The sequence below is a fragment of the Burkholderia sp. BCC0419 genome (assembly GCF_902830285.1).
GTDB lineage: Bacteria > Pseudomonadota > Gammaproteobacteria > Burkholderiales > Burkholderiaceae > Burkholderia.
In genome coordinates this window covers 2,654,646-2,676,502 of record NZ_CADESR010000001.1, presented here as the reverse complement: position 1 = coordinate 2,676,502, position 21,857 = coordinate 2,654,646, and the positions used below count along the sequence as shown (strand labels likewise).

19 protein-coding genes are annotated in these 21,857 nt (G+C 61.4%); 18 read left to right on the top strand and 1 reads right to left on the bottom strand.

Annotated features, from left to right (window positions below; translation table 11 throughout):
* Positions 1 to 26 precede the first annotated feature (26 nt).
* From HWW87_RS12055 to HWW87_RS12045, 3 genes are all read left to right on the top strand, one after another.
* Positions 27 to 1,058: an aspartate carbamoyltransferase catalytic subunit gene (locus HWW87_RS12055; RefSeq protein ID WP_027783704.1), complete on the top strand. Its 1,032-nt coding sequence runs from the start codon at positions 27 to 29 to the stop codon at positions 1,056 to 1,058.
* A gap of 61 nt (positions 1,059 to 1,119) precedes the next feature.
* On the top strand, positions 1,120 to 2,406 hold the full coding sequence (locus HWW87_RS12050) for a dihydroorotase (protein ID WP_175820417.1): 1,287 nt from the start codon (positions 1,120 to 1,122) through the stop codon (positions 2,404 to 2,406).
* A gap of 19 nt (positions 2,407 to 2,425) precedes the next feature.
* On the top strand, positions 2,426 to 3,283 hold the full coding sequence (locus tag HWW87_RS12045; RefSeq protein ID WP_175820416.1) for a lysophospholipid acyltransferase family protein: 858 nt from the start codon (positions 2,426 to 2,428) through the stop codon (positions 3,281 to 3,283).
* 32 nt (positions 3,284 to 3,315) lie between these two features.
* Here HWW87_RS12045 and HWW87_RS12040 read toward each other — a convergent pair whose 3' ends face one another.
* Positions 3,316 to 4,155 (bottom strand): symmetrical bis(5'-nucleosyl)-tetraphosphatase, encoded by an 840-nt coding sequence (locus tag HWW87_RS12040; protein ID WP_175820415.1) that lies wholly within the window; start codon positions 4,153 to 4,155, stop codon positions 3,316 to 3,318.
* Positions 4,156 to 4,498: 343 nt separating this feature from the next.
* Between HWW87_RS12040 and rfbB the strand changes: the two genes are divergently transcribed.
* The 15 genes from rfbB (at position 4,499) to HWW87_RS11965 (ending at position 21,820) form a co-directional block, all read left to right on the top strand.
* The gene (gene rfbB / locus HWW87_RS12035) at positions 4,499 to 5,560 is read left to right on the top strand and encodes a dTDP-glucose 4,6-dehydratase (RefSeq protein ID WP_175820414.1); all 1,062 of its coding nucleotides are present in this window, start codon (positions 4,499 to 4,501) and stop codon (positions 5,558 to 5,560) included.
* 11 nt (positions 5,561 to 5,571) lie between these two features.
* Positions 5,572 to 6,465 carry a glucose-1-phosphate thymidylyltransferase RfbA gene (gene rfbA, locus HWW87_RS12030; RefSeq protein ID WP_175820413.1) on the top strand — a complete coding sequence of 298 codons (894 nt, stop codon included), beginning with the start codon at positions 5,572 to 5,574 and terminating at the stop codon, positions 6,463 to 6,465.
* Positions 6,450 to 7,001, top strand: a complete 552-nt coding sequence (gene rfbC / locus HWW87_RS12025) for a dTDP-4-dehydrorhamnose 3,5-epimerase (protein WP_175820412.1) — start codon at positions 6,450 to 6,452, stop codon at positions 6,999 to 7,001. The genes rfbA and rfbC overlap by 16 nt, the downstream gene beginning before the upstream one ends.
* The gene (rfbD, locus tag HWW87_RS12020) at positions 6,998 to 7,894 is read left to right on the top strand and encodes a dTDP-4-dehydrorhamnose reductase (protein ID WP_175820411.1); all 897 of its coding nucleotides are present in this window, start codon (positions 6,998 to 7,000) and stop codon (positions 7,892 to 7,894) included. The genes rfbC and rfbD overlap by 4 nt, the downstream gene beginning before the upstream one ends.
* 28 nt (positions 7,895 to 7,922) lie before the next feature.
* Positions 7,923 to 8,759 (top strand): ABC transporter permease, encoded by an 837-nt coding sequence (locus HWW87_RS12015; protein ID WP_175820410.1) that lies wholly within the window; start codon positions 7,923 to 7,925, stop codon positions 8,757 to 8,759.
* Entirely contained in the window at positions 8,749 to 10,158 is a 1,410-nt protein-coding gene (locus tag HWW87_RS12010; RefSeq protein ID WP_175820409.1) for an ABC transporter ATP-binding protein, read from the top strand. Before HWW87_RS12015 ends, HWW87_RS12010 begins: the two co-directional genes overlap by 11 nt.
* On the top strand, positions 10,155 to 11,390 hold the full coding sequence (locus HWW87_RS12005) for an acyltransferase (RefSeq protein ID WP_175820408.1): 1,236 nt from the start codon (positions 10,155 to 10,157) through the stop codon (positions 11,388 to 11,390). The genes HWW87_RS12010 and HWW87_RS12005 overlap by 4 nt, the downstream gene beginning before the upstream one ends.
* Positions 11,390 to 12,481: a dTDP-L-rhamnose 4-epimerase gene (gene wbiB, locus HWW87_RS12000; protein WP_175820407.1), complete on the top strand. Its 1,092-nt coding sequence runs from the start codon at positions 11,390 to 11,392 to the stop codon at positions 12,479 to 12,481. The genes HWW87_RS12005 and wbiB overlap by 1 nt, the downstream gene beginning before the upstream one ends.
* 20 nt (positions 12,482 to 12,501) lie before the next feature.
* Positions 12,502 to 13,425, top strand: a complete 924-nt coding sequence (locus HWW87_RS11995; RefSeq protein WP_244107184.1) for a glycosyltransferase family 2 protein — start codon at positions 12,502 to 12,504, stop codon at positions 13,423 to 13,425.
* 3 nt (positions 13,426 to 13,428) lie between these two features.
* Complete coding sequence (locus tag HWW87_RS11990; RefSeq protein WP_175820406.1) at positions 13,429 to 15,153, top strand: glycosyltransferase; 1,725 nt, start codon at positions 13,429 to 13,431, stop codon at positions 15,151 to 15,153.
* Between the two features lie 50 nt (positions 15,154 to 15,203).
* A complete protein-coding gene (locus tag HWW87_RS11985) occupies positions 15,204 to 17,048 on the top strand; it encodes a glycosyltransferase (RefSeq protein WP_175820405.1) in 1,845 nt (614 codons plus the stop codon).
* A 62-nt stretch (positions 17,049 to 17,110) separates the two neighbouring features.
* On the top strand, positions 17,111 to 17,941 hold the full coding sequence (locus tag HWW87_RS11980) for a glycosyltransferase family 2 protein (RefSeq protein ID WP_244107183.1): 831 nt from the start codon (positions 17,111 to 17,113) through the stop codon (positions 17,939 to 17,941).
* Positions 17,938 to 18,900: an SDR family oxidoreductase gene (locus tag HWW87_RS11975; RefSeq protein ID WP_175820404.1), complete on the top strand. Its 963-nt coding sequence runs from the start codon at positions 17,938 to 17,940 to the stop codon at positions 18,898 to 18,900. The genes HWW87_RS11980 and HWW87_RS11975 overlap by 4 nt, the downstream gene beginning before the upstream one ends.
* A gap of 7 nt (positions 18,901 to 18,907) precedes the next feature.
* Positions 18,908 to 19,924, top strand: a complete 1,017-nt coding sequence (locus HWW87_RS11970) for a glycosyltransferase family 4 protein (RefSeq protein ID WP_175820403.1) — start codon at positions 18,908 to 18,910, stop codon at positions 19,922 to 19,924.
* Positions 19,925 to 19,936: 12 nt separating this feature from the next.
* A complete protein-coding gene (locus tag HWW87_RS11965; RefSeq protein WP_175820402.1) occupies positions 19,937 to 21,820 on the top strand; it encodes a nucleoside-diphosphate sugar epimerase/dehydratase in 1,884 nt (627 codons plus the stop codon).
* The last annotated feature ends 37 nt before the right edge of the window (positions 21,821 to 21,857 follow it).

Here is a 21,857-nt window from a genome sequence, read left to right as displayed (position 1 = left end):
TTTGCATAGTTGGAATCACGCACACCATGACCACCGACACCACTGGCCGCACCGGCAATCCCGCGGCGGCCGCGAGCCCCGACCGGTTTCGCTACGGTTTCCTGAAGGGCAACCCGCAGCTCACGAAAAACGGCGAGCTGAAGCATCTGCTGTCGATCGAGGGCCTGCCGCGCTCGATCGTCAATCACATCCTCGATACGGCCGAGCAGTTCGTCAGCGTGACGGACCGTGAAGTGAAGAAGGTGCCGCTGCTGCGCGGCAAGTCCGTCTTCAACCTGTTCTTCGAGAACTCGACGCGCACGCGCACGACCTTCGAGATCGCCGCGACGCGCCTGTCGGCCGACGTGCTGAACCTGAACATCAATGCATCGTCGACCAGCAAGGGCGAATCGCTGCTCGACACGATCAACAACCTGTCGGCGATGCATGCCGACCTGTTCGTCGTGCGCCACGCGTCGAGCGGCGCGCCGTACCTGATCGCCGAGCACTGCGCGCCGCACGTGCACGTGATCAACGCCGGTGACGGCCGCCACGCGCACCCGACGCAGGGCTTGCTCGACATGTACACGATCCGTCACTACAAGCGCGACTTCACGAAGCTGCGCGTGGCGATCGTCGGCGACATCCTGCATTCGCGCGTCGCGCGCTCCGACATCCACGCGCTCACCACGCTCGGCGTGCCCGAAGTGCGCGCGATCGGCCCGCGCACGCTGCTGCCGGGCGGGCTCGAGCAGATGGGCGTGAAGGTGTTCAACAACCTCGACGAGGGGCTGAAGGGCGTCGACGTGATCATCATGCTGCGCCTGCAGAACGAACGGATGAGCGGCGCACTGCTGCCGTCCGCGCAGGAGTATTTCAAGACGTGGGGCCTGACGCCCGAGCGCCTCGCGCTCGCCGCGCCCGACGCGATCGTGATGCACCCGGGGCCGATGAACCGCGGCGTCGAGATCGATTCGCAGGTCGCCGACGGTCCGCAGTCGGTGATCCTCAACCAGGTCACGTTCGGCATCGCCGTGCGGATGGCGGTGATGGGCATCGTCGCCGGCAACAGCGACTGAGCCCGCTATCGCGCATCCTCGTTCAGGCATTCAACGCAATCAACGCATTCACAGACAGCGCATGAAGATTCATATCCAAGGCGGCACGCTGATCGACCCGGTCGCCGGCACCGAACGGCAGGCCGACGTATTCGTCGCGGACGGCAAGATCGCCGCGCTCGCGGCGGCCGGTTCAGCGCCGGCCGGTTTCAACGCGGACAAGACGATCGACGCATCGGGCCTGATCGTGGCGCCCGGCCTCGTCGACCTGTGCGCGCGGCTGCGCGAGCCCGGCTACGAACACAAGGCGACGCTTGCGTCCGAGATGGCCGCGGCCGTCGCGGGCGGCGTCACGACCCTCGTGTGCCCGCCGGACACCGACCCCGTGCTTGACGAGCCCGGCCTCGTCGAAATGCTCAAGTTCCGCGCGCGCAACCTGCGGCAGGCGAACGTGCATCCGCTCGGCGCGCTGACGGTCGGCCTCAAGGGCGAGGTGATCACCGAGATGGTCGCGCTGACCGAATCCGGCTGCGTCGGCTTCACGCATGCCAACGTGCCGGTGCGCGACACGCAGGTGCTGCTGCGCGCGCTGCAGTACGCGAGCACCTACGGCTACACCACGTGGCTGCGTCCGCTCGACGCGTTCATCGGCCGCGGCGGCGTGGCCGCGAGCGGCCCGCTCGCGTCGCGGCTCGGGCTGTCCGGCGTGCCGGTCGCGGCCGAGACGATCGCACTGCACACCATTTTCGAACTGATGCGCGTGACGGGCGCGCGCGTGCACCTCGCGCGGCTGTCGTCGGCGGCCGGCCTCGCGCTCGTGCGTGAAGCGAAGGCCGAGGGGCTGCCCGTGACCTGCGACGTCGGCGTGAATCACGTCCACCTGATCGACGTCGACATCGGCTACTTCGATTCGCAGTTGCGGCTCGACCCGCCGCTGCGCAGCGAGCGCGACCGCGAAGCGATCCGCGTGGCGCTCGCCGACGGCACGATCGACGCGATCTGCTCGGATCACACGCCGGTCGACGATGACGAGAAGCTGCTGCCGTTCGGTGAAGCGACGCCGGGCGCGACGGGGCTCGAGCTGCTGCTGTCGCTGACGCTGAAGTGGGCGGACGAGACACGCACGCCGCTCGCGCAGGCGCTGCGCCGCATCACGTCCGCGCCGGCCGACGTGCTGCAACTGCCGGCGGGCCGCCTCGCCGAAGGCGGCGCGGCCGACCTGTGCGTGTTCGATCCGCGCGCGCACTGGCGCGTCGAGCCGCGTGCGCTGAAGAGCCAGGGCCACAACTCGCCGTTCCTCGGCTACGAACTGCCGGCCACCGTGCGCGCGACGCTCGTGGCCGGGCAGGTCGCGTTCGAGCGCCACTGAACCACGCCGGATCTTTTTCATGACCGCTCTTCGCAAGCTGCGTCTCGTCTTTCACCTGCTGCGCGGCATGGTGATCGTCGCGCTGTGCTTTTCGCATGTCACGCCCGCGCGCCGCGCCAAGCTGATACGCCGCTGGTCGCTCAAGATGCTGCGAATCTGCGGGATGCGCCTCGTCGTCCACAACGACGGCGCGCGGCTCGACGCGAGCGCGCTCGTCGTGGGCAACCACGTGTCGTGGCTCGACATCTATGCGGTCAACGCGTGGCGGCCGACGCCGTTCGTGTCGAAGGCCGAGGTGCGGCAGTGGCCGGTCGTCGGCTGGCTTGCCGAGAAGCTCGACACCGTGTTCCTGCAGCGCGAGAAGCGTACCGAGGCGATGCGGATCATGCACGAGATGGCCGAGCGCCTGCGCACCGGCGGGCTGATGTGCGTGTTCCCGGAAGGGACGACGTCCGACGGCCAGGAGCTGCTGCCGTTCCATGCGAACCTGTTCCAGGCCGCGGTATCGGCCGGCTGCGCGGTGCAGCCGATCTGCCTGATGTACGAGGACGCGCACGGGCGGCAGTCGGTCGCGCCGGCCTACACGGGCGACCTGTCGCTCGGCAAGTCGCTCGACATGGTGCTGAGCGGCGGCCCGCTCGTTGCGCATCTGTACGTGTGCGAACCGATCGCGCCGGGTGGCGACCGGCGCGCGACGTCCGCGGCGGCGCGCGATGCGATCGCCGCCGCACTGGCGACGCTGCAGGAGAAGGTCGGAAAGCCGACGGCCGAGTCGCTCGCGGAGCTGCAGAAGCATGCGTTTCCGGCGACCGAACTCGGCGCCGACGCGGCCGGCGACGCGACGGCCGACGCGCCCGTGCCGGGGCGCGAGGGCTGACGCGCCGCCCGGCCGGGCGAATCAGCGCGCAGTCACTCGCCGCCCGGCGAGCGGCACGCTTCGCACTGCACCTGCGTGACCGTGCGCTGCGCCGGATCGGCCGTCAGCCGCACGGCCGACAACTGATTCCCCCAGACGCATCCCGAATCGAGCGCGACGATGTTGTCGCGCAGCATCAGGCCGAGCGCGGCCCAGTGCCCGAACACGACCGTCACGGCCTCGGTGCGACGTCCTGGCACGTCGAACCACGGTAGGTAGCCGGACGGTGCGCTGTCGGGGCCGCCGTTCGTCTTGAACTCCATCGCGCCGTCGGGCGTGCAGAAGCGCAGGCGCGTGAACGCATTGAATGCGACGCGCATCCGGTCGCGTTTTTTCAGGTTCGGACTCCATTGATTCGGCTCGTTGCCGTACAGGCCTTGCAGCGTGTCGCGCCAGTCGGGGGCACGCAGCGCGCGCTGCAGTTCGTCCGCGAGTTCGAGCGCGAGCGTGGCGTCCCATTGCGGCAACACGCCGGCGTGCACGAGCAGCTTTCCGTCTTCGACGTGCACGAACGGGCGGTGGCGGACCCAGTCGAGCAGCGCGTCGGCGTCGGGCGCGTCGAGGATCTCGCCGATGGTGTCGCCCGGGCGCTCGGTGCGCAGCCCGGCGAAGACCGCGAGCAGGTGAAGGTCGTGATTGCCGAGCACGACGGTCGCGCGCGGGCCGAGACCGACGACCGCGCGCAGCGCGGCGAGCGAGCCGGGGCCGCGGTTGACGACATCGCCGGCGATCCAGAGGGGCGTGTCGGCGGGGGCTGAAAGCTTGTCGAGCAGCGACTGGAAAGCGGAATAGCAGCCCTGGATGTCACCGATGGCGATGGGGGGGAGGGTCATGGGGAGGCGGATTTTGCGAGTATCGATAAGGTGGGAAAAATTATCCAGTCAATGCGGCGTTCTGCAATTTATGTTCCGCGACAGCGGGTTGATTTGGCAAGAAATTTCATGCCCGGAAAGGGTTCGAAGCGCTGTATCAAGTTGTTAGCGGCATGGCTTTTGCAGGGGGCGGCTCCCTATAATTGTCGCTTTCCCCAACAAAATTAGCATTTCATGACTTTGGAGGCCATGTCGACCGGTTAAAATTCCCGGTCTGACGTGGCGATCACAAGCTACTAGCATTTGCGAATCTGATGTGGCCGGCGCCTGATGGCGTCTGCCGCGCATTATTTGAGGGAGCCTCATGATCCTGGTTACGGGCGGCGCGGGTTTTATCGGCGCCAATTTTGTACTCGACTGGCTGCGCGCATCCGACGAAGCCGTGCTCAACGTCGACAAGCTGACGTACGCAGGGAACCTGCGCACGCTGCAGTCGCTGGACGGCAACCCGAAGCACGTGTTTGCGCGCGTCGACATTTGCGATCGTGACGCACTCGACGCACTCCTGGCCGAGCACAAGCCCCGCGCGGTGCTGCACTTCGCCGCGGAAAGCCACGTCGATCGCTCGATCCACGGTCCGGCGGACTTCGTGCAGACCAACGTCGTCGGCACGTTCACGCTGCTCGAGGTTACCCGCCAGTACTGGAACGGCCTGAACGATGCCGACAAGGCTGCGTTCCGCTTCCTGCACGTGTCGACCGACGAGGTGTTCGGTTCGCTGTCGGCCACTGACCCGCAATTCTCCGAGACGACGCCGTACGCGCCGAACAGCCCGTATTCCGCGACGAAGGCGGGCTCCGACCACCTGGTGCGCGCGTACCACCACACGTACGGCCTGCCGGTACTGACGACGAACTGTTCGAACAACTACGGCCCGTACCAGTTCCCGGAAAAGCTGATCCCGCTGATGATCGCGAACGCGCTCGCGGGCAAGCCGCTGCCGGTGTACGGCGACGGCCAGAACGTGCGCGACTGGCTGTATGTCGGCGACCACTGCAGCGCGATTCGTGAAGTGCTCGCGCGCGGCGTGCCCGGCGAGACGTACAACGTCGGCGGCTGGAACGAGAAGAAGAACCTCGAGGTCGTGCACACGCTGTGCGATCTGCTCGACAAGGCGCGCCCGAAGGCAGCAGGTTCGTACCGTGACCAGATCACCTATGTGACCGACCGGCCCGGCCACGATCGCCGCTACGCGATCGATGCACGCAAGCTCGAACGCGAACTCGGCTGGAAGCCTGCGGAAACGTTCGAGACCGGTCTGGCAAAGACGGTCGACTGGTATCTCGACAACCAGGTCTGGGCCGATGAAGTTGCATCGGGCGAGTATCGCAAGTGGGTCGAAACGAATTACGCGAAACGCACTTGAGGAGAGAAGCGATGGCACGTAAAGGCATCATTCTCGCCGGCGGTTCCGGCACCCGGCTGTATCCGATCACGCACGTCGTATCGAAGCAGCTCCTGCCGGTGTACGACAAGCCGATGATCTACTACCCGCTGTCGACGCTGATGGTCGCGGGCATTCGCGACGTGTTGATCATCTCGACACCGCAGGACACGCCGCGCTTCGAGTCGATGCTCGGCGACGGCAGCCAGTGGGGGATGAACATCCAGTACGCGGTGCAGCCGTCGCCCGACGGGCTCGCGCAGGCGTTCATCATCGGCAAGGAATTCGTCGGCAACGATCCGTCGGCGCTGATTCTCGGCGACAACATTTTCTACGGGCACGATCTCGCGAAGCAACTCGAGCGTGCGCATGGGCAGGAAACGGGCGCGACCGTGTTCGCGTATCACGTGCACGATCCGGAACGTTACGGCGTCGTCGAATTCGACCAGTCGTTCCGTGCGCTGTCGATCGAGGAGAAGCCCGCGAAGCCGCGTTCGAACTACGCGGTGACGGGCCTGTACTTCTACGACAACCGCGTATGCGACATCGCGGCCGACATCAAGCCGTCGCCGCGCGGCGAACTGGAAATCACCGACGTCAACTCGCGCTATCTCGATAGCGGTGCGCTGAACGTCGAGATCATGGGGCGCGGCTATGCGTGGCTCGATACCGGCACGCACGATTCGCTGATCGAGGCGGCCAGTTTCATCGCGACGCTGCAGAAGCGGCAGGGTCTCGTGGTCGCATGTCCGGAAGAAATCGCCTATCGCCGCAACTGGATCGACGCGGAGCAAGTGCTGAAGCTGGCGCAGCCGCTCGCGAAGAACGCATACGGTCAGTACCTGAAGAACATTCTTACGGATCAAGTCGCATGGCCATCCAAGTAACGGCAACGGCGCTGCCCGAAGTCAAGATCATCGAGCCGAAGGTGTTCGGCGACGCGCGCGGGTTCTTCTACGAAAGCTTCAACGGGAAGGAATTCGCCGAGCAGGTCGCACCCGGCGTCGAATTCGTGCAGGACAACCATTCGCGCTCGTCGAAGGGCGTGCTGCGCGGCCTGCACTATCAGATCCAGCACGCGCAGGGCAAGCTCGTTCGCGTGGTCGAAGGCGAAGTGTTCGACGTGGCCGTCGACATTCGCAAGGATTCGCCGAACTTCGGCAAGTGGGTGGGCGTTGTCCTGTCAGATGAGAATCACCGGCAATTGTGGGTTCCGCCTGGCTTCGCCCATGGGTTCGTCGTGCTGTCGGATGCCGCACAGTTTCTGTACAAAACGACCGACTACTGGTTCCCTGAGTTCGAACGCAGCATCGTTTGGAACGACCCCGAAATCGGTATCGAATGGCCGGTTGATTTCGAGCCACAATTGGCTGCCAAGGATGCAGCAGGTGTGCGGCTGAGCGAAGCCGAGGTATACGCATGAAGATAGTCGTAACCGGTGCTAACGGGCAGGTTGGCTGGGAGTTGTCCCGGAGTTTGTCGGTCATGGGGCAAGTTGTCCCGCTGACGCGTGAAGGTGCGGACCTCACCCGTCCGGATACGCTCTCTCGCATCATCGACGAGTTGCAGCCGGACGTGGTCGTCAACGCTGCGGCCTATACCGCAGTCGATGCGGCGGAAACCGATGCCGAGGCCGCGAATACGGTCAATGCGGAGGCAGTCGGTGAATTGGCCGACGCAACGAAGCGCATTGGCGGCCTGTTTGTGCACTATTCCACTGATTATGTGTTCGATGGAACGCAAGCATCACCATATGTGGAATCGGATCCGACTTGTCCGGTTAACGTCTACGGCGCAAGCAAGCTCGGCGGGGAACTCGCAGTCGAGCAAGTGGGGGGCGACTGGCTTACTTTCCGTACCACTTGGGTGTTTGCATCGCGTGGCAAGAATTTCCTGCGTACGATGCTTCGTCTCGCGAAGGACCGGGGGGAATTAAGCGTGGTAGCTGATCAGTTCGGTGCGCCGACTTGGGCGCGCTCGATCGCCGATGGAACGGCGCATGCACTGGCGGCTGCCATTCGTGAACGTACGGCCGGCTCGTTCGAATCGGGTCTCTATCACATGACGTCTGCGGGTCGGACGTCATGGCATGGTTTTGCCGAAGCGATCATCGCGTCGTGGCGAGCGGTGCCGGGCGCTGCGCCGCTCGCAGTCGAAAAGATCACGCCGATCCCGTCGAGCGCCTACCCGGTGGCCGCGGAGCGTCCTGTCAATTCGGTGCTTTCAAACAATGCGCTGAGAGCCCGCTTTGGAATCGAATTGCCCGACTGGCGATACGCGACCGAGTTGTGCATCAGAGATCTGCTTTCCCAATGAAACAAGAGAAGCAAAGCTGCTTCATGCGATGTCAATAATCAGCGTTTTTTTTACTACGCCGCGGAGCCTCGTAGGCTCGATCGCGCGCAACGCATCGCTCATCTGGCAGATGACGAAGCGGGAAGTCGTCGGGCGCTATCGGGGGTCTGTACTCGGATTGGCGTGGTCCTTCTTCAATCCGCTGCTGATGCTTGCTGTGTACTCATTCGTCTTCTCCTTCGTATTCAAGTCACGCTGGGGAGCGGGCGCGGGGGGGGATCAGGGGCGTGCGCAGTTCGCGATGATGCTGTTCGTCGGTATGACGATTCACGGATTGTTCGCCGAATGTGTGAACCGGGCGCCGACCTTGATCCTGAATAATCCCAGCTACGTGAAGAAGATCGTATTTCCGCTCGAAATACTGCCTATTGTCGCGTTGCTGTCTGCATTCTTTCACACGCTCATCAGCCTTGTCGTCTTGCTCCTGGGCTTCGCATTATTCAAGCACTTCATTTTTGCGACAGCGTTGTACCTGCCAATCGTTTTGTTGCCGTTGATGCTTATGGCGCTTGGCTTTGCCTGGTTTCTGGCGGCAACCGGCGTGTTTGTCAGGGACGTCGGACAAGTTACCGGCCTATTCACCATGGTGTTGATGTTTCTGTCGCCAGTTTTCTACCCCGCCTCGGCGTTGCCGGAGAAATATCGCTTCTGGCTGGAGCTCAACCCGTTGACGTTGTTTATCGAGCAGTCACGCGGGATCCTTATCGACGGTCAGACACCGGACTTCTACTCGCTCGGTCTCGCGTTGCTGGGTGGTGCGGTGATGGCATGTGCTGGATTCAAGTATTTTCAGCTGATGCGCAAGGGGTTTGCTGATGTCCTGTGATACTCCCGTAATCAGCGTCGAGCGCGTCAGCAAGCATTTTCGCGTTTTCGCGAAACCGGCCGACCGTCTTAAGACGGCGCTGCGTCATCGCATCGGTGGTCTCGCGAAGCTGGTGCCGGCACGGGTCCTCGGTACTGAAGGTCCGACAGAATTTCGTGCATTGCAACATGTTTCGTTTCAGGTACGAAAGGGCGAGACCATCGGCATCATCGGTCGCAACGGTTCCGGAAAATCGACGTTGCTGCAAATCATTTGCGGAACGTTGACGCCGTCCGACGGACGCGTCGCGATCAATGGCCGGGTTGCCGCGCTGCTCGAACTAGGTGCGGGATTCAATCCCGAGTTCACCGGGCGCGAAAACGTCTTTATGAATGCGGCCTTGCTTGGGCTGTCGAAGACCCAGATCGAGCAGCGACTCGACGACATTCTGGCGTTCGCGGACATCGGCGATTTCGTAGACCAACCGGTCAAAACTTATTCGAGCGGCATGTACGTGCGGCTCGCATTTGCGGTTATCGCGCACGTCGACGCCGACGTGTTGGTGATCGATGAGGCGTTGGCAGTCGGCGACGCGTTCTTTACGCAGAAGTGTATGCGTTTTCTTCGCGCGTTCATGGAGCGAGGAACAATTCTGTTTGTCAGTCATGATACGAACGCAGTGGTCAACCTCTGCACACGCGTCGTTTGGCTCGACAAAGGGAAGGTGCGGGAAATCGGTCCTGCGAAGGATGTATGCGATTCGTATCTCGAGGCCTTCTACGAAGAACAGCATCGGGTATCAGGGCGACAGGGGCGTTCTGTCGAACGCAGCACGGTTGTTCGCACGATAACCGAAGGCGATGTCCGCGACCAGCGTGCTCAACTCGTCAATGCGTCGAAGTTACGAAACGACGTTGAGTTGTTCCAGTTCAGGCACGACGCGAAAAATTTCGGCCTCGGCGGTGCGTCAATCGAGCTTGTGCGTATCGAAGATGGCGCGGGCGCTCCGTTGAATTGGATCGTGGGCGGCGAAGTTGTCTGCGTGTACATCAGCGTCAGGGCTCTGCAAGAGTTAGAGCGAGCGATTGTTGGGTTTATCGTTCGCGACAGGCTTGGACAGAATTTGTTCGGCGACAACACGTATCTCACGACGCAGCAGGAACCGTTTTCCGTGGCTGCCGGTGAAAGCTTTACCGTCAAGTTCGTTTTCCGGATGCCGGTATTGCCTGTCGGGGATTATTCGGTGACTGTTGCCGTTGCCGACGGGTCCCAGACGGATCATGTGATTCATCAATGGCTGCATGATGCCGTACTGCTCAAGTCGCACTCAACGAGCGTGAGCACGGGATTGATCGGTATTCCAATGCATGAGATCACGCTCGAGCGGAACGAATCAAACAAGATAGAGGCGATGCAATGAAGTCTGAATTACCTGTAACAGCGCCGGAGCAGTTTGAAGACGCCGAGGTGCAGCGTGCAGCGAAGTCGGCTCGCATTGCGATATCGCCGGTATCGACATCCTCGGAACGACTGTCGAGCCACGACAACGGGTTCGGGCTGCTTCGTCTTGTGTTCGCGACGATGGTTCTTTGGGATCATGCGTTTCCGCTCGGTGGTTTCGGTGCGGACCCGATGTGGCGTCTGACGCTCGGTCAAGATTCGATGGGAGGGATTTGCGTGTCCGGCTTTTTTGCGATCAGCGGCTTTCTTATCGCAAAGAGCGGCATGAGGGCAGACCTACTGCAGTTCGCGTGGCGCAGATGCGTGCGGATTTTTCCTGCTTACTGGGCGGTGCTGACGGTTACTGCGCTCGGCATCGGTCCGGTTCTCCATTATCTTCAGGCAGGAACGCTGCATGGATACTGGAATTGGGGTGTTGGCGGGCCATTCGGATATCTCGTAAACAACTGGCGCCTCACGATCGGCCAGTACGGGATAAACAATCTATTGCGGGATACCACACCTTACGGCCACTCGATTTCCGAAAGCGTGTTCAACGGATCAATCTGGACACTGATCTATGAGGCGAAATGCTACGTAATGGTTGGCATTTTCGCGCTGTTCGGTTTGTTGACTGAGCATCGGCGGGTTCTACTTGTCGCGACGGTCGTTGCGTGGCTCATGCTTGCCGTTCAGACCGTGAATCCGGCATTCTCCGTGCAGCTTGTTCCGTGGGCTGGCGATCGTCATCTTGTTCAGTATGGAACTATTTTTCTGATTGGATCGAGTGCCGCCGCGTATTCGAAATCCTTGCCAATCTCCGACAAGCTTGGTGCATTTTCTATTGCCGTCTATCTGGTTTCCTTGTTCAAGGGAGGGTACCTGCTCCTTGGCTATCCGGCAATGGTGTACGCGATCCTCTGGCTTGCGTGCCGTTTGCCGAAGTGGGCGCGCCGAATTGGTTCTAAAAACGACTATTCGTACGGCATCTACGTGTTCGGTTTCCTGGTGCAGCAGTTGCTGGCCTATGCGGGCGCTTACAAGTACGGATTTGTTTTCTATCTCGCTGCTTCAGTTTTTTTTACATGCATTTGCGCATGGTTAAGTTGGCATCTGATCGAGAAACGTGCCCTCGAACTGAAGGATTGGGGGCCCGGCCGAGGCTGGAATTACTGTTGGACTAGATTGATTTTGAAGAAAGAGGGAGTGTGATGAGCGACGTGAACGCAAGCTTGGTTGACGGGAAGAAGATTCTCGTAACGGGAGGGGCGGGCTTTATCGGCTGTTCGATATCGAAACGCCTTGCACCACGTGCGGCACGCTACGTCGTGATGGACAATCTGCACCCGCAGATTCACGAGCGCGCGGTACGTCCGGCCGCACTTGATGAAAATGCAGAACTTGTCGTTGCTGACGTTACCGATGCCGAAGCGTGGGATGCGTTGCTGGCCGATTTTCAACCAGACATCGTCGTTCATCTCGCGGCTGAAACCGGCACGGGACAATCATTGACGGAAGCAAGCCGACATTCGCTCGTCAACGTCGTCGGCACGACACGTTTGACGGATGCACTCGTCAGGCACGGCATCGCCGTCGAGCATATTTTGCTGACGAGTAGTCGCGCGATCTATGGCGAGGGGGCGTGGCAGAAGGCGGACGGAACCGTCGTCTATCCGGGGCAGCGTGGCCGCGTTCAGCTCGAGGCGGCGCAATGGGATTTCCCGGGGATGACGACGTTGCCTTCCCGTGCGGACTGGACCGAACCGCGGCCGACGAGTGTCTACGGTGGAACGAAGCTGGCGCAAGAACATGTCCTGAGCGCTTGGGCACTTGCGACGAAGACGCCGCTGTCGATTCTGCGTTTGCAAAACGTCTATGGCCCCGGGCAGTCATTGACGAATTCCTATACTGGAATTGTCGCGTTTTTTTCGCGACTGGCGCGTGAAAAGAAGGTCATTCCATTGTATGAAGATGGCAATGTGACGCGCGACTTCGTGAGCATCGACGATGTCGCAGACGCTATCGTTGCAACGCTGACGCGCGAACCGACGCCATTGTCCGTCTTTGATATCGGATCGGGGCAGGCGACGAGCATCCTGGAGATGGCTCGCATCATTGCTGCCCACTACGGTGCGCCAGAGCCGCAGGTGAACGGTGCATTTCGCGATGGTGACGTGAGGCACGCGGCATGTGATCTGAGCGAATCGTTGGCGAATCTTGCATGGATGCCTCAGTGGTCACTGGAGCGCGGGATCGGCGAACTACAGACCTGGATCGCGCAAGAACTCAATCGGAAGAACTAGCCATACAACAGAGGTTAAGAGTGCCACTGCACGACACGACAATCACCGGTCCCGCGTCATTGCGGATTCAGTCGGTTCTATACAACAACAGTCAAGAGCACATTGATACTGCGCTCGACAGCATTGCGCGCGCCGCCGACCTGGCGATTGCATCCGGTGCATTGTCATCGGTGGAGGTTGCGCTCGGTGATTGTTCTCCGGAGCCCGTCTTCACGCTCGACGAGATTGAAGAGCGTGCCACCAGGCTTCGCCTGCAAGGCATCGCGCGGATCCAGTACACATTCTTCAATGCGAATCTCGGATCGGCAGCCGGGCAGAATCGGCTGCTTGGCGATTTACATACGGATCTTGTGCTGATCTTGAATCCTGACACCGTGGTGGCGCCGAATATTTTCGTTGAGCTGGTCCGGCCGATGGGCAAGCGTGATGTCGGTATCGTCGAAGCGAGGCAGGTGCCGATCGAGCATCCCAAGGACTACGATCAGGTCACCGGCGAGACGAGCTGGGCGACAACCGCTTGCGCGCTTGTTTCAGCCGCCGTCGCCAAGGAAGTGAATGGTTTCGACTCGGATTCGTTTTTCTTGTATTGCGATGACGTCGATTTTTCGTGGCGAGTTCGTCTTGCCGGTTACAAAGTGGTGTTCCAGCCATCGGCGACGCTGTTTCACGACAAGCGTCTGTCGACAGCAGGCAGGTGGATTGTGGGAGGGGCTGAGGAATACTATTCCGCTGAAGCCGCGATGATACTCGCCCACAAGTTCTCGAATACTGGGTTGGCGGATCGTATCGAGCGCCAGTTGCTTGCAAATGGCAGCGAAGTCGAGAAAAAGGCGGCAAGAAAATATCGCGAACTCAAGGACGCCGGCAAATTGCCGGCTCAGATCGATCGAGAGCACCGCGTCGCTCAATTCATCGACGGCTTCTACGCGAAACACCGCTTCTAAACTATGAACTCAGCAACTTATCAGTTTCACTATCACGAGTATTCGGTGTATAGCAACGTCGTCGCACTGATCCAGGAATTCGGTGGACGCAGCGGCGTGCATCTCGATATCGGCTGCGGATATGGCGCGATAGCCGAACCAACTCGCGACCTTGGACTCACTTACATCGGCCTCGATGCAGACGAAGATTCGCTCCTGAACTTGCGGTCTCGGGGCTTCGAGGCGAGGCGGATTGATCTTCATCGCCTCGATGATGTATTTGCGGAAATCGACGTTGCGCTCGACGGACGCGAAGTGGTATCGATATCGGTAATCGATACGCTGGAGCATATTACCAACGGTCCGGCGTTGCTGGAGCGCTTGCGCGAGTTTGCCGCGCAGCGTTCAATTCTGCTCGTGATCAGTGTGCCGAACGCCGGGCATCGCGATCTGGGCGTCAAACTGCTGACTGGTCACTGGGACTACACCGAAGTTGGTCTGCTTGACCACACGCATGTCATCCATCACACCGATAGCTTGCTTGCTGCGATGACGAAGCGTGCGGGATGGCACCAGGTTGGCGCGCGTGACTATGATCTCGAGTCGAGCGACCAAGCATTCCCGCATGCTCATCCGTTATTGACCGGTAGGACATTCGCGTCGCGCTATCTGCGGAAGATCCGCGACGCGGCGGATGCATTCGGGGTAGTCAACGAACTGGTGCGCGCCTATTTGCCGGGAGCGCGTCAAGATGTACCTCTGGTTGCTGCTACCAAGGAGAGTTGTCCTTTCCTGTCCATTGTTACGCGGACGCAGGGTAAACGCTTGGGGAATCTCCGCGATGTCTTGCTCTGTCTGACTGCACAGACCTGTCAGGATTTCGAAGTGCTTGTCGTCGCGCATAAAACGGAAGAGAAGCCGTATTACGCAGTGAAGCGCGTCGTGGAGGATCTGCCTGAGTACATCCGGAATCGTGTCCGTGTGATTCGATGCGATCGGGGAGGGCGCACTGCCCCGCTGAACGATGGTTTTGCTGCGGCTAAAGGGCACTACGTCGCAATCCTTGACGATGATGAATTGGTGTTCGCGCATTGGGTCGAAACGTTCAAGACGCTGAGCGAGAGGGCCCCTGGATGCGTGTTGCGTGCGACAGCCGCGGAGCAGGACATTGTGTCGACCGGTGTCAGGCCGGATGGAGCGCTCGGCTATCGAACCGTTTCCGCGATCGCAACCCCGTATCCGTCAGACTTCGACTTTTTCGAGCATCTATCGCAAAACTATTCTCCGCCTCTTTCCCTTGCATTTCCGAGAGCTGCGTTTCAGGAGCTTGGTATTCGATTCGATGAGTCGCTTGATACGGCAGAGGACTGGGATTTCGAAATGCGCACGGTATTTGTCTGCGGAGTCGAGAGTAGTCCCGAAATTACGGGCGTTTACCGGAAGTGGCGTTCTGGCGAGTCATCATTCTCGATTCATTCGCAAGAAGAGTGGCAGCGCGATTACGAAAAAATCGTTGCGAAACTCAACGATCAGCATCACGTCTTCCCGCCGGGCACTGTCAAGCTCATCGTCGATCAGCGCAACTGGATTCGGAAGCTCGAGCACGATATAGCAGTGCTGCAGGGTGGGGCTAAGCTGGATGGGGTACGTCGATTTTTCATTAGACACCCGCGCCTGTACCGGATTGCGCGGAAGATATATGACAATTCGAAGATTGTCGCTCGAAGAATCGTTCGACGATTAGGTTGATGTCGCAATGTTGACGAGGCACGTCATTGGTCGCGAAGGCAGGATGAGAAATGCGGTTTGACATATCTGTCGTGGTGTATCGCGAGGCGGACGCAACCATAACTGACTTGCTGGATAGTCTCGCCGCTCAGACGTCGCGCGTCGATGCCGAAGTCCGCCTGTGGCTTCGCAACAATGACTCGGCCGACACCGACCGGTGGGACCGGTTTGCGCGCGACTGCCGCGCTCGGTACCCGTTCGAAATATCGATGTCGCATTCGTCGAAGAACGTGGGTTTTGGTGCCGCGCACAATGCGACGTTCGAATTGGCGGATTCGCCATTTTTCTTCGTCTTGAATCCGGACGCGCGCTTACATTCGAACGCGATCGCGCAGTTGCAGGCTGCGATCGCCGATTCTCCTGACAATGTCGGTGCGTGGGAATTGAGGCAGATTCCGTACGAGCATCCCAAGCTCTACGATCCCGTCACGCTCCGGACGGACTGGGTGACGGGAGCAGCAGTCGTATTCAGGCGAGCGGCATTTGCTCAGGTTGCAGGATTCGAGCCTCGAATTTTCATGTACGGTGAAGACGTCGATCTGTCATGGCGACTGCGGGCCGAGGGATGGACGTTGTGCTATGTGCCGCGTGCAATCGTCGTGCACCATACGTATTCGAAACCGGGGGAAGTCAAGCCGCTCCAGATCGTTGGGGGGAGCGTGGCGTCGCTGCAGCTTCGTACCCGCTTCGGGTCTTGGAGCGATGTGATGCGAGGGTTCGGGTGTTGGTTCGCGGAATTTGCGCGTCCGCGACGGTTCCCTTTTGCAAGGCGCCGTCATCTGTCGGCGCTCGTTCGATACTTGAAAACGGCGGCCTATTTCAGGCGCACGGGGTCAAGCTATCGAGAGCGGGATTTTTGCCCGGTGTTTCGTTTCTGGGGTTACGGTGATCGGCGCGAAGGTGCATTCTTCGCGTTTGCCACCGATGAGCTCAGTGCAGATGCCGTGCCACTTGTTTCAATTATCGTGCGAACGCATCGCCGCCCGGCGCTTCTGCGCGAAGCGCTGATATCGCTGTCGCATCAGACCTATCCGCGCATTGAGGTCGTCGTCATCGAGGACGGGCCGGCAGACAGTCGCGACATGATCGACAACGAGTTTGCCAATCGTCTCGATGTTCGTTACCACGCGACCGGCGTGCCTGTGGGCAGGAGTTCGGCCGGAAACCTCGGGTTGTCGATCGCGCGTGGAGAATGGGTCGGATTCCTCGATGACGACGATCAGTTCTATGCAGATCATGTCGAAACACTGATGCAGGTTGCCAGAGACGGTACGAGTCGGGCCGTCTACGGTGCATCGCATGAAGTGCCGACAGAATTCGTGACGTTGACTGCGGAGTCAGTGACGTATCGAGAGGGGCCGATTTCGTTGAAGTATCGCGAATATTCGCGCCTAGCGCTTTGGCAGGAAAATCTCGTCCCTATTCAGGCGGTTTTATTTCATCGTAGCCTGTACGACGAATTCGGCGGATTCGACGAGGATCTCGATCAACTCGAGGACTGGGTGCTTTGGGTCCGTTATTCCTGTGCAACGGATTTCACGTCGGTTCTGCGGGTCACGTCACGTTATAGGGTGCCGATGTCGAGCAAGGTCGCGCTCGCCAGGCAGGCGAAATTGCATGAAGCTTATAACGATGCGCTGGAGCGGCAACGTACGATGCGCGTGACGCTTAGCCCGTTCGAAGTCGTGGCAATGGGCGAGGAGCAGGCGCGGCAGCAGGCCGTCATTCATATTTCGCGGCAGACCGCGCGAAAGTTGCTTGTCCGGATCCCGTTCATGCGATCGTTATTGTCGGGGCAAGCGGGATGGAGGCGTAACATGAAAGCGCTGTATCGTCGATTGTCGTCGCGATCCTGACGCGTAGCGGGGCACAGGCTGGCTCGTCACATCAAAAAATTTTCGTTTGCAGGCTTATCCCGGTGCTTCAATCCAAACCGAACTCTCTGACGGTGTCGATCGTTGTCTACAGGCCGGATGTGGGGCAATTGACGAAGACGCTCCTGAGTTTGCTCAACGCATTCGAGCGGCTCGGAGCTGCCCGTCCGGGCTTGCAGACGGCACTGTATCTCGTCGACAACGGCGATGCGCCGACGTCGTCGCCAGTGCTCGATACAATGCGTTCGCGCAATATCAGCTGTGCCGTCATCGAGGGGCATGGCAACGTAGGATATGGCCGCGGCCATAACCTCGCTATTGAGCAGGTGGCGAGTTGCTATCATCTGGTCTTGAATCCGGATATCGACCTCGACTCGGATTCACTCGCGGCGACACTCGATTTCTTCGATGCTCATGCCGACGTCGGCCTTGTCACGCCACGAATTGCGGATGAACGTGGGCATATGCAGTACCTCTGTAGACGCTCCCCGACACTGCTCGACCTGTTTGTTCGGGGATTCCTGCCCATATCTTTCCGAGGGCCATTCGAACGCCGCCTCGCCCGCTACGAAATGCGCGACGTCATCAACGACCGCGACGTCGCCTGGGATCCCCCCATCGTCAGCGGCTGCTTCATGCTGTTCCGCACCGAAGTCCTGAAGAAACTCGGTGGCTTCGATCCGCGCTATTTCCTCTACTTCGAGGACTACGACCTGAGCCTGCGCACGCACGAGGTCGCCCGTGTCGCGTATGTCCCCTCGGTGCGCGTGGTCCATCACGGTGGTGGGGCGTCCCGCAAGGGCTTCGCGCACATCCGCATGTTCGCGGCATCGGCCTTCAAGTTCTACAACCGCTTCGGCTGGAGGCTCTGGTGAGTCACCTCGTCGTCACCGGCGCGAACGGCTTCGTCGGTCGGGTAGTCTGCCGCTGCGCGCTCGAGGCCGGGCACACGGTTACCGCCCTGGTGCGGCGTCCGGGCGGCTGCATTGACGGCGTGCGCGAATGGGTACACGACACCGCCGATTTCAATGCCCTGGATGAAGCGTGGCCAACCGATGTGGCCGCCGATTGCGTGATCCATCTCGCCGCGCGCGTGCACGTGATGCGGGACGAGTCGCCCGATCCCGATGCCGCGTTCGATGCCACCAACGTAGCCGGCACGCTGCGTCTCGCCGAGGCCGCGCGCCATCACGGCGTGCGCCGCATCGTGTTCGCGAGCAGCATCAAGGCGGTCGGGGAGGGCGACGGCGGGATGCCGCTGTCGGAAGCGTTCGAACCCGATCCGCAGGACGCATACGGCCGTTCGAAGCTGCGTGCGGAACGGCAACTCGCGCAATTCGGCGCGTCGGCCGGGCTCGACGTCGTCGTCGTTCGTCCGCCGCTCGTCTACGGTCCCGCCGTCCGCGCGAACTTCCTGCGGATGATGGACGCGGTCGCGCGCGGGATGCCGTTGCCGCTCGGCGCAGTTTCAGCGCGCCGCAGCATCGTCTACGTCGACAATCTCGCCGATGCGCTGCTGCGTTGCGCAATCGACCCGCGCGCCGCCGGCGAATGCTTTCATGTCGCCGACGACGCGCCGACGGTCGCAGGCCTGCTGCGCCTCGTCGGCGACGCGCTCGGCAGGCCAGCGCGGCTGATCGCGGTGCCGCCGGCGCTGTTGCGTGTGCTCGGAAAGCTGACCGGTCGCAGTGCGGCTATCGACCGCCTGACGGGCAGCCTGCAACTCGATACCGGTCGGATCAGGCGCGTGCTCGACTGGCATCCGCCCTATACGATCCGCCAGGGCCTCGAAGCGACCGCCGCATGGTATCGTTCGCGCGATACACGAAAATAAAAGCCACATGCTTCTCGCGAATCCCACCTGGCTCACCACGGCCGCGGTGGCTCTGGCCGCCGCATTCGCCTCGACGACGATTCTCCGCGTACTGCTCGCCACGGGGTTGGCCTGGCGTCTTGCCACCGACGTTCCGAACGATCGTTCGCTCCATACGCTGCCGACTCCGCGCGTCGGCGGATGGGGCATCGTGCCGGTCTGTGTCGTTGCACTGCTCACGCTGGCGCCGCGACTGTGGCTGATCGCGATCGCTGCTGCGGGGCTGGCTGCGATGTCGCAGATCGACGACCGGCGCGGGCTGCCGGCCCGTGTGCGGTTCTCGGCACACCTCGCGGCAGTCGTCGCGCTGATCGTCGTGTTCCCGGCCGATGCGCCCTGGTGGCTGCTCGCGGGCGTCGGCTTCGCAATGGTCTGGCTGACGAACCTGTACAACTTCATGGACGGCGCCGACGGTCTTGCGGGTGGCATGGCGCTGTTCGGCTTCGGCGGGTACGCGCTCGCGGCGCTTGGTGGTATGCATGCTTCCGCTGATCTCGTCGTGGCAGGCGCTGCGGTTGCCGGCGCGGCGCTCGGCTTTCTTCTGCTCAATTTCCATCCGGCGAGACTGTTCCTCGGCGACGCCGGCTCGATTCCGCTGGGCTTCCTGGCCGGTGCGCTGGGCTACTGGGGCTGGCGTACCGATGTCTGGCCGATCTGGTTTCCCGCGATGGTGTTCGCGCCCTTTATTGCCGATGCATCTGTAACACTTTTGAGACGTCTGTTACGTGGAGAAAAGTTCTGGCAGGCGCACCGCGAGCATTATTATCAAAGAATGGTCCGGTCGGGCGTCAGTCACGGCCGAACAGCCCTTTATTGGTACCTCATCATGCTCGCAGGCATAATTCTGGCCGTGTGGGCAAAGCGCCGCCCCGAACTGCAGCAATGGCTGTCGTTCCTCGCGTGGTACGGCGTCCTGGCGTGGTTCGGATGGTTGATCGACATGCGCTGGCACCGGTTTCAAGCGGCCGCCAAAAACAATTCTTGAGGTTTCCCGCCGATGTTGCGATCCAGAGCATCTTGGCTGTCCCTGAGTGCTTTCCTGTTCGACCTGACGGCGGTTACCGCCGCATGGTTGTTCGCTTATCTCGTCCGATTCAACGGCAGCGTTCCGCATGATTTCCTGAGCGGCGCGCTGACGGCGTTGACGTGGGTGCTGCCCGTCTACGCACTGATGTTCCGCGGGTTCGGCCTGTATCGCGGGCTGTGGGTGTTCGCGAGCCTGCCCGATCTGATGCGCATCGCGAAGGCGGTGGTCGGCGGCGGCGTGATCGTGATGATCGGCGCCGTGATGTTCCAGCCGCAGCCGATCATTCCGCGCTCGGTGCTGCTCGTGTCGCCGTTGATGCTGTTCCTGGCGATGGGCGGCGCGCGTGCGCTGTACCGCGCGACGAAGGAGTACTACCTGTACGGCGGGCTCGTCGGCAAAGGCAAGCCGGTGCTGGTGCTCGGCGCCGGCACGGCCGGCGCGAGCCTCGCGCGCGAACTGTCGCGTTCCGGCGAATGGCGCCTCGTCGGCCTGCTCGACGACGACGTCACGAAGCAGGGCCGCGAAATCTACGGCTACAAGGTGCTCGGCTCGTTCAACGACCTGAAGCACTGGACCGATGCGATGAAGGTCGAATACGCGATCATCGCGATTCCGTCGGCGTCGGTCGAGGTGCAGCGTCGCGTCGCGACGCTGTGCGTGCGGGCCGGTGTCAAGGCGATGGTGCTGCCTTCGCTGACCGCGCTGATGCCGGGGCAGGGCTTCCTGTCGCAGGTACGGAGCATCGATCTCGAGGATCTGCTTGGCCGCGATGCCGTGACGATCGACACGCCGCACGTCGAGGCGCTGCTGCGCGGCCGCGTCGTGATGGTGACCGGCGCGGGCGGCTCGATCGGCTCCGAGCTGTGCCGGCAGATCCTGCGCTTCGCACCGGCGCAACTGGTCGCGTTCGACCTGTCCGAATACGCGATGTACCGGCTGACCGAGGAACTGCGCGAGCGCTTCCCCGATCTGCCCGTGGTGCCGATCATCGGCGATGCGAAGGATTCGCTGCTGCTCGACCAGGTGATGTCGCGTCATGCGCCGCACATCGTGTTCCATGCGGCCGCCTACAAGCACGTGCCGCTGATGGAGGAGCACAACGCGTGGCAGGCGCTGCGCAACAACGTGCTCGGCACTTATCGCGTGGCCCGCGCGGCGATTCGCCACGACGTGCGTCACTTCGTGCTGATCTCGACCGACAAGGCCGTCAATCCGACCAACGTGATGGGCGCGAGCAAGCGCCTCGCCGAAATGGCGTGCCAGGCGTTGCAGCAGACGAGCGGGCGCACGCAGTTCGAGACGGTGCGCTTCGGCAACGTGCTCGGCAGTGCGGGCAGCGTGATTCCGAAGTTCCAGCAGCAGATCGCGAAGGGCGGCCCGGTGACGGTCACGCACCCGGAAATCACGCGTTTCTTCATGACGATTCCGGAGGCGTCGCAGCTCGTGCTGCAGGCGTCGAGCATGGGGCAGGGCGGCGAGATCTTCATTCTCGACATGGGCGAGCCGGTGAAGATCGTCGATCTCGCGTGCGACCTGATCCGTCTGTACGGTTTCTCGGAAGAACAGATCCGCATCGAGTTCACCGGGCTGCGGCCGGGCGAGAAGCTCTACGAGGAACTGCTCGCGGACGACGAGGCGACGACGCGCACGCCGCACCCGAAATTGCGGATCGCACGGGCGCGCGAAGTGCCGGACAATTTGCTTGACGAACTGTTGCCGTGGCTGATGCAGCATCGTGTGCTGTCCGACGACGAAGTGCGGCGCGACCTGCGGCGCTGGGTGCCGGAATACCAGACGGCCGTTGCCCCGACCTTGCAGAGCGTACCGCCGGTGCGCGTTGCGTCGAACGGGTGACGCGGCCCGGTCGAGACCCGAACGGCTCGACGACATA